Origin of the sequence: Synechococcus sp. H55.7 (genome assembly GCF_047462395.1) — a bacterium.
Taxonomy (GTDB): domain Bacteria; phylum Cyanobacteriota; class Cyanobacteriia; order Thermostichales; family Thermostichaceae; genus Thermostichus.
This window is the reverse complement of sequence record NZ_JANSJD010000012.1, coordinates 86,620-92,619: the sequence shown is the minus strand read 5'-3', so window position 1 is coordinate 92,619 and position 6,000 is coordinate 86,620. Positions and strand designations below refer to the sequence as shown.

Annotated in this window: 3 protein-coding genes and 1 CRISPR repeat array (1 of these 4 only partly in view); of the genes, 1 reads left to right on the top strand and 2 read right to left on the bottom strand. The window is 60.8% G+C overall.

Annotated features, from left to right (window positions below):
- Positions 1-79: 79 nt before the first annotated feature.
- Positions 80-1,393 (bottom strand): (Fe-S)-binding protein, encoded by a 1,314-nt coding sequence (locus NW851_RS07860; protein ID WP_414337604.1) that lies wholly within the window; start codon positions 1,391-1,393, stop codon positions 80-82.
- A gap of 214 nt (positions 1,394-1,607) precedes the next feature.
- Here NW851_RS07860 and NW851_RS07855 point away from each other — a divergent pair, with 214 nt between their 5' ends.
- On the top strand, positions 1,608-1,928 hold the full coding sequence (locus tag NW851_RS07855; protein ID WP_414337601.1) for a hypothetical protein: 321 nt from the start codon (positions 1,608-1,610) through the stop codon (positions 1,926-1,928).
- On the opposite strand, the gene NW851_RS07850 is transcribed toward NW851_RS07855, so the two are convergent.
- The gene (locus NW851_RS07850; protein ID WP_414337598.1) at positions 1,925-3,805 is read right to left on the bottom strand and encodes an AMP-dependent synthetase/ligase; all 1,881 of its coding nucleotides are present in this window, start codon (positions 3,803-3,805) and stop codon (positions 1,925-1,927) included. The genes NW851_RS07855 and NW851_RS07850 overlap by 4 nt on opposite strands.
- Positions 3,806-3,897: 92 nt before the next feature.
- Positions 3,898-6,000: a CRISPR direct-repeat array (repeat unit 37 nt; unit sequence GTTTCCGTCCCCTTGCGGGGAAAAGGTAGGGATCAAC) (it continues 1,646 nt past the right edge of the window).

Sequence of the window (6,000 nt, the reverse complement as noted above, 5' to 3'; positions counted from 1 at the left end):
ATCTCTCCTCTCCCATCCCTCACCCCCGGCCCCTCTCCCATCCCTCACCCCCGGCCCCTCTCCCAGAGGGAGAGGGGGGTTAAGGAGTTGCCGCCGGTTGCAGGGCGCGATCCAGGAGTTCCATCGGGTGATAAATGGGGATCCCGGCTTTGCCCTGCAGGTGCTTCTGGATTTGCAGGCGGCAGCCGATGTTGGCGGAGACGATCCCCTGGGCACCAGTGTTGAGGAGGTTGGCCACCTTCTGGGATCCCAGCTCATCTGCTATCTGGGGTTGCAGCAGGTTGTAGACGCCGGAGCTGCCACAGCAGAGGGCGGCATCGACGGGATCCCGCAGCTCCAGCCCCGGAATCTGGCGTAGCAGTTGCCGCGGCTCTTGGCTGAGGCGTTGCCCGTGCAGCATGTGGCAGGCATCTTGGTAGGCCAGCACCAAGGGATCCGGCTGCAGGGGGTACAGGGGAGCAGTCAGCCCCACCTGAGCGAGAAACTCCTGGATATCCTTGACTTTGGCCGCAAACTGGGCCGCTTTCTCGTGGTAGTCGGGATCCTTGGCCAAAAGGTGGCCGTACTCCTTGAGGGTGTGGCCGCAGCCGGAGGCAGTCACCAAAATGGCATCCAGTTCGTAGCCGGCAAAAGCATCCACCATCTGGCGGGCTAGGGCTTCTGCCTGCTGCAGTTGCCCTTGGTGGTGGGGCAAGGCCGCACAACAGCCCTGGGCAGGCGGGATCACCACCTCACAGCCGTTGTGGGTCAAGACGCGAATGCTGGCCTCGTTCACCTGCGGGGTAAACAGGCGCTGCACGCAGCCGAGGATCAGCCCCACGCGAAAGCGGCGCTCGCCCACCGCCGGGATCTGCTCCGGGTAGCGCTTGGGCAGCAGTTGCTCCACCTCCAGAGGGGGCATGAGCGATTCCATAGCTGCCAGTCGCGGGGAGACTTTTTCCAGCCCTTGGCGGATCCAGGCGCCGATCCCCATCTTCTGATAGAGCCAAAGCGGCCAAAGCAGAGGCCGCAGCCGCTCCGGGTAGGGGAAGAGGAAGAAGATAAATTGGCGGTACAGGCGATCCCAAAGACCGCGTGGGTAGTTGCGCTCGATTTGCGGGCGGGTGGCGGCAATCAGCCGGTCGTAGCGCACTCCTGAGGGGCAGGCGGTAACACAGGCCAAACAGCCCAGGCAGGTATCGAAATGGGAAACCGTGGCCACCGAAAGGGAAATCTGCCCCTGATTGAGGGCGTCCATCTGATAGATGCGCCCCCGCGGCGAGTCTGTCTCCTTGCCGAGGACGCGGTAGCTGGGGCAGGTGGTCAGACAAAACCCGCAGTGCACACAGGCATCGATTAGCTTGGGATCCGGCGGATCCAGGCTGTCAAAACTTGGCCCTTTGGATAAGCTCATTGGCCTCGACCTGTTCTCAACACTTCATCAACCCCGCAAGGAGAGGATTGGCCGTTCGGGGATCCCGCCGTCTCCTTTTGCTTCCGGGTTTTTTTGCATCTTAATCTGGGAACAGAGCGGCTGAGACTTCTATCCAGATCCAAACGCTCTTTGCATCCGTACTACCCTAGAGAAGGGACTTACCCGACCGATTTCTCCTCGTCGATCATTTCCAATGCAAGTGCAAGACCTCCTCACCCAAGCTCTTGTGGGCGCAGCTCTCTCCAGTTTGAGCCTATCTGGAGCGGCTTTGGCCCAGCCCAACCTGCGGGAGCTGCCCCCCGATCTGGCCGAACAGCTCACCACGGAGCAGATCTTGCAGGCCTGCGCCGCCAACCAAGCAGACACCCTGCCCAGCCCCTTCCCAGACGTGGTGCCGACCGATTGGGCCTACAAGGCGGTGCTCACCCTCTACTACTGTGGGGCTTACCGGGGGGCCATTCCCCCGGAGAGCTTCCGGCGCTACCTGGAGCAACAACGGGGATCCCAAACTTAGCTCCCTGTCGGATACATCTCCTGGATGAGGTGGGCATAGCGCTCGGCTACCGGGTTGCGCTTGATCTTCAGCGTCTGGGTCAGGAGGCCATTTTCCACGCTCAGGGGCTCTGGCAAAAAGCGGAAGTCGGCAATTTGCTCGTGGGGCCGGTAGCCGGGACGTTCCTGGATGCGGGTTTGCACCTCCCGCAAGATCAACGCGCGCACCTGCGGGTGGGCCAGCAGCTCGGCCTCAGCAGCCGGGATCCCTTGCCCGGCGGCCCAAGCCTTGAGGGCGTCCAGGTTGGGGTAGATGAGGGCGGCCAGTTTCTTTTGGTCCTGGCCGACAATTACCATTTGGCTGATGTAAGGGGATTGCAGGCAGGCATCTTCCAGCGGCTGGGGCTCGACGTTCTCTCCGTTAAGCAGCACGATCACGTCCTTGGCCCTGCCGGTGATCACCAGTTGCCCGTCGGGGGTGAGCCAGCCCAGATCCCCTGTTTCAAACCAGCCGTCGGGGCTGAGCACCTGGGCGGTCGCCTCTGGATTGTTGTAGTAACCCATCATCACCTGCGGCCCCCGCGCCAGGATCAGCCCCTTCGCACGGGGGGGCAGCGGCTGCCGGGTTTCCGGATCCACAATGCGAAACTCCGTGCCTGGCAAGGGGGGGCCAGCCGTGCCGCGCACATTGTTGTCAGGACGGCGCGCGCACAGCACCGGCGAGGTTTCCGTGAGGCCGTAGCCGTTGAGGATGGAAATGCCCACCACCTCGTAAAACAGATCCAGATAGGCGGGCAGGGATCCGCCGCCGCTGATGGCCTGTTGAAAATTGGGGCCTAAAGCCTGCCGCACCTTGCGGTAGATGAGCGCATCGGCCAGGCGGTGCACAGGCCAGAGTAGCCCCTGTTGCAGGCGGGCCCCCACTCGCACCCAAGGGCTGACGCCGTAGTGCAAAATCGACCGGTTGCCGGCTATCCGCCCGGCGAGCACGTAGCCTTCGCTGGCCGCCATCAAGGTGCGGATCAGCCGCTGCATGAGGGGGCTTTTTTCCTTTAATTGTCTCTGGATCCCTTCGTAAACCGTCTCCCAGATGCGGGGCACTGCCACCAGATAGTGGGGCTGCTCCTGTTGCAAATCCTGCTTGATAAAGCGAGGGTTGGTATAGACCAGCGTACAGGCCTGGCTGAGGAGAAAATACTCGCAGGCCCGCTCATAAGAATGCCAAGTGGGCAGAATGGTCAGCACCTTATCCCCTGGCCGGGGCTGTACAACCACACTCAAGTTCTCCACCTGGTGCATCAGGTTGCCGTGGCTGAGCATCACCCCCTTGGGGCGACCAGAGGTGCCAGAGGTGTAGATGATGGTGGCCAACTGGGATCGCTCCAGCCGCGGCGGCTCGTAGCGGCCTTCCCGCCCTTTCTGCAGCCACTGAGAAAAGTTCAATACTCCTGCCTCTTCTTCATCGGAAAGCAGCAGCAGCCGCTCCAGGCCCAGCTCCTGCACAACCGGCTGCACCCGCCTCAGGGTCTTCACATCCTGGGCAATCAAAGCCGTGCTGCCGGAGTGGCGCAAAATGTAGCCCAGCTCAGCCGGATCCGCCACGGCGCTGCGGGGCACATTGACCGCTCCCGTAAACAGCGTGGCCAGATCCGCCATCAGCCAGCGGGGGGAATTATCGGCAAAAATGGCCACCCGATCCCCGGGGCGAATGCCCAAAGCTTGCAAACCGGCAGCCAAGGTCTGAATGCGGCGAAAGAGCTGGCCATAAGAAATCTCAAAGACTGGCTGGGCATGGGGATCCCTGAGGGCAGTGTGATCGGCAAACTTTTCGGCCAACACTTGCCAGATGTTGAGCAGCGTCGTGCTAGCGGGGGTAGCAGCAGCGGAGACAGTCGTCATAAATCTGTACCCTAAATCACATTTACAGTCTAGTGAACTTGGGCTTTTTCCCCAGACACCCCCAGGACAGTTCTTAATCTGTCACCAAGTCCAACTCCGTCCCCTTGCGGGGAAAAGGTAGGGATCAACCCACTGACGCCCGCGGATCTGGACGAGCTGTTCGAGGAGTTTCCGTCCCCTTGCGGGGAAAAGGTAGGGATCAACGGCCGAGATTGACCTGTCCGAGGTGGGGATGGTGGGGTTTCCGTCCCCTTGCGGGGAAAAGGTAGGGATCAACGCGGCACCAACCGCCTCTTCCTGGTGCCAAACAACGTTTCCGTCCCCTTGCGGGGAAAAGGTAGGGATCAACGGATGATTATCCGGACATGGGCGTACGCGGGGTGGGGTTTCCGTCCCCTTGCGGGGAAAAGGTAGGGATCAACTTCGAGGCCTTGGACGAGGCCTCGGCGGAAGTTTTGTTTCCGTCCCCTTGCGGGGAAAAGGTAGGGATCAACCGCGAAGGGCTTGAGGTTGAAGGCCCTACCCAGAAGAGTTTCCGTCCCCTTGCGGGGAAAAGGTAGGGATCAACACGCCACCCGTACCGCCGTCAAGAGGGTCGTCATGCGGGCCCTGCGTTTCCGTCCCCTTGCGGGGAAAAGGTAGGGATCAACACGAAGAATCGCTCTGGTCCATGGTCGCCCTGCGCGCCGTTTCCGTCCCCTTGCGGGGAAAAGGTAGGGATCAACCCGACTCTCCTGCCTCGACCTGTCTGGACCCCGCCAGTCGTTTCCGTCCCCTTGCGGGGAAAAGGTAGGGATCAACGCGGTGAAGCTGGCCGGCAAGGCATCCGGAGAAGTAGAGAGTTTCCGTCCCCTTGCGGGGAAAAGGTAGGGATCAACGTCGGGGTCGGGGTCGGGGTCGTCATCGTCCGGCTGTGTTTCCGTCCCCTTGCGGGGAAAAGGTAGGGATCAACCCCGCGGGTGTTCGGCGGAAGTTGGGACGAGCGCTGGCGTTTCCGTCCCCTTGCGGGGAAAAGGTAGGGATCAACCCCGATGGACGGGAGTTGCCCTATCCGCCACCAGAACCCAGGGTTTCCGTCCCCTTGCGGGGAAAAGGTAGGGATCAACACCGGGTGGCGGCACACCCGCTAGGGCCCTTCGAGAAAGGTTTCCGTCCCCTTGCGGGGAAAAGGTAGGGATCAACTTGGGAATGCTTGCGGGCATTCCCAATTTTGATATCCAAAGTTTCCGTCCCCTTGCGGGGAAAAGGTAGGGATCAACGAGATTGAGGTAGCAAGACTGGCCGACATCCTTAGGATGGAGTTTCCGTCCCCTTGCGGGGAAAAGGTAGGGATCAACCCTCGTCCAGCAGGGCCGCCACTGCCCCGACCAGGTCGGCGAGGTTTCCGTCCCCTTGCGGGGAAAAGGTAGGGATCAACATAGTGAGGGAGAGCGCATTCCTGCGGAATATATATTGGCGTTTCCGTCCCCTTGCGGGGAAAAGGTAGGGATCAACAGTCTACGACCGCCTCGCCGAACACCTCGGCGAACGCGCGTTTCCGTCCCCTTGCGGGGAAAAGGTAGGGATCAACGCCCCAGGCCCGCTTGCTTGGTAGATAGACGTATCGTTTCCGTCCCCTTGCGGGGAAAAGGTAGGGATCAACCCCGTGGCTTCAACAATAATGGTTGAAGCTATCTGGCTCTAGGTTTCCGTCCCCTTGCGGGGAAAAGGTAGGGATCAACGGTTCCCCCATGTACGAGCAGATTCTGGACTACCTGGACGACGCTACGTTTCCGTCCCCTTGCGGGGAAAAGGTAGGGATCAACAATGTTTTTTGGAGACAGAACATGGCAAAGTACCTTGTTTCCGTCCCCTTGCGGGGAAAAGGTAGGGATCAACAGGGGAAACAATACCTCAAGGGCTTCGCTCCGGTGGCCACGTTTCCGTCCCCTTGCGGGGAAAAGGTAGGGATCAACCGCCAGGAGCGTATCCACCCCCCACGCTTCGCTTCCACCGTTTCCGTCCCCTTGCGGGGAAAAGGTAGGGATCAACCCCCGCCCGGCTCTGGAAGTCGGGCGGACGCAGCCTTTTGGGTTTCCGTCCCCTTGCGGGGAAAAGGTAGGGATCAACAAAGCCAGAACAAGAAGATGCTCAGTATCTACACAGACGTTTCCGTCCCCTTGCGGGGAAAAGGTAGGGATCAACGTCGGACTTGT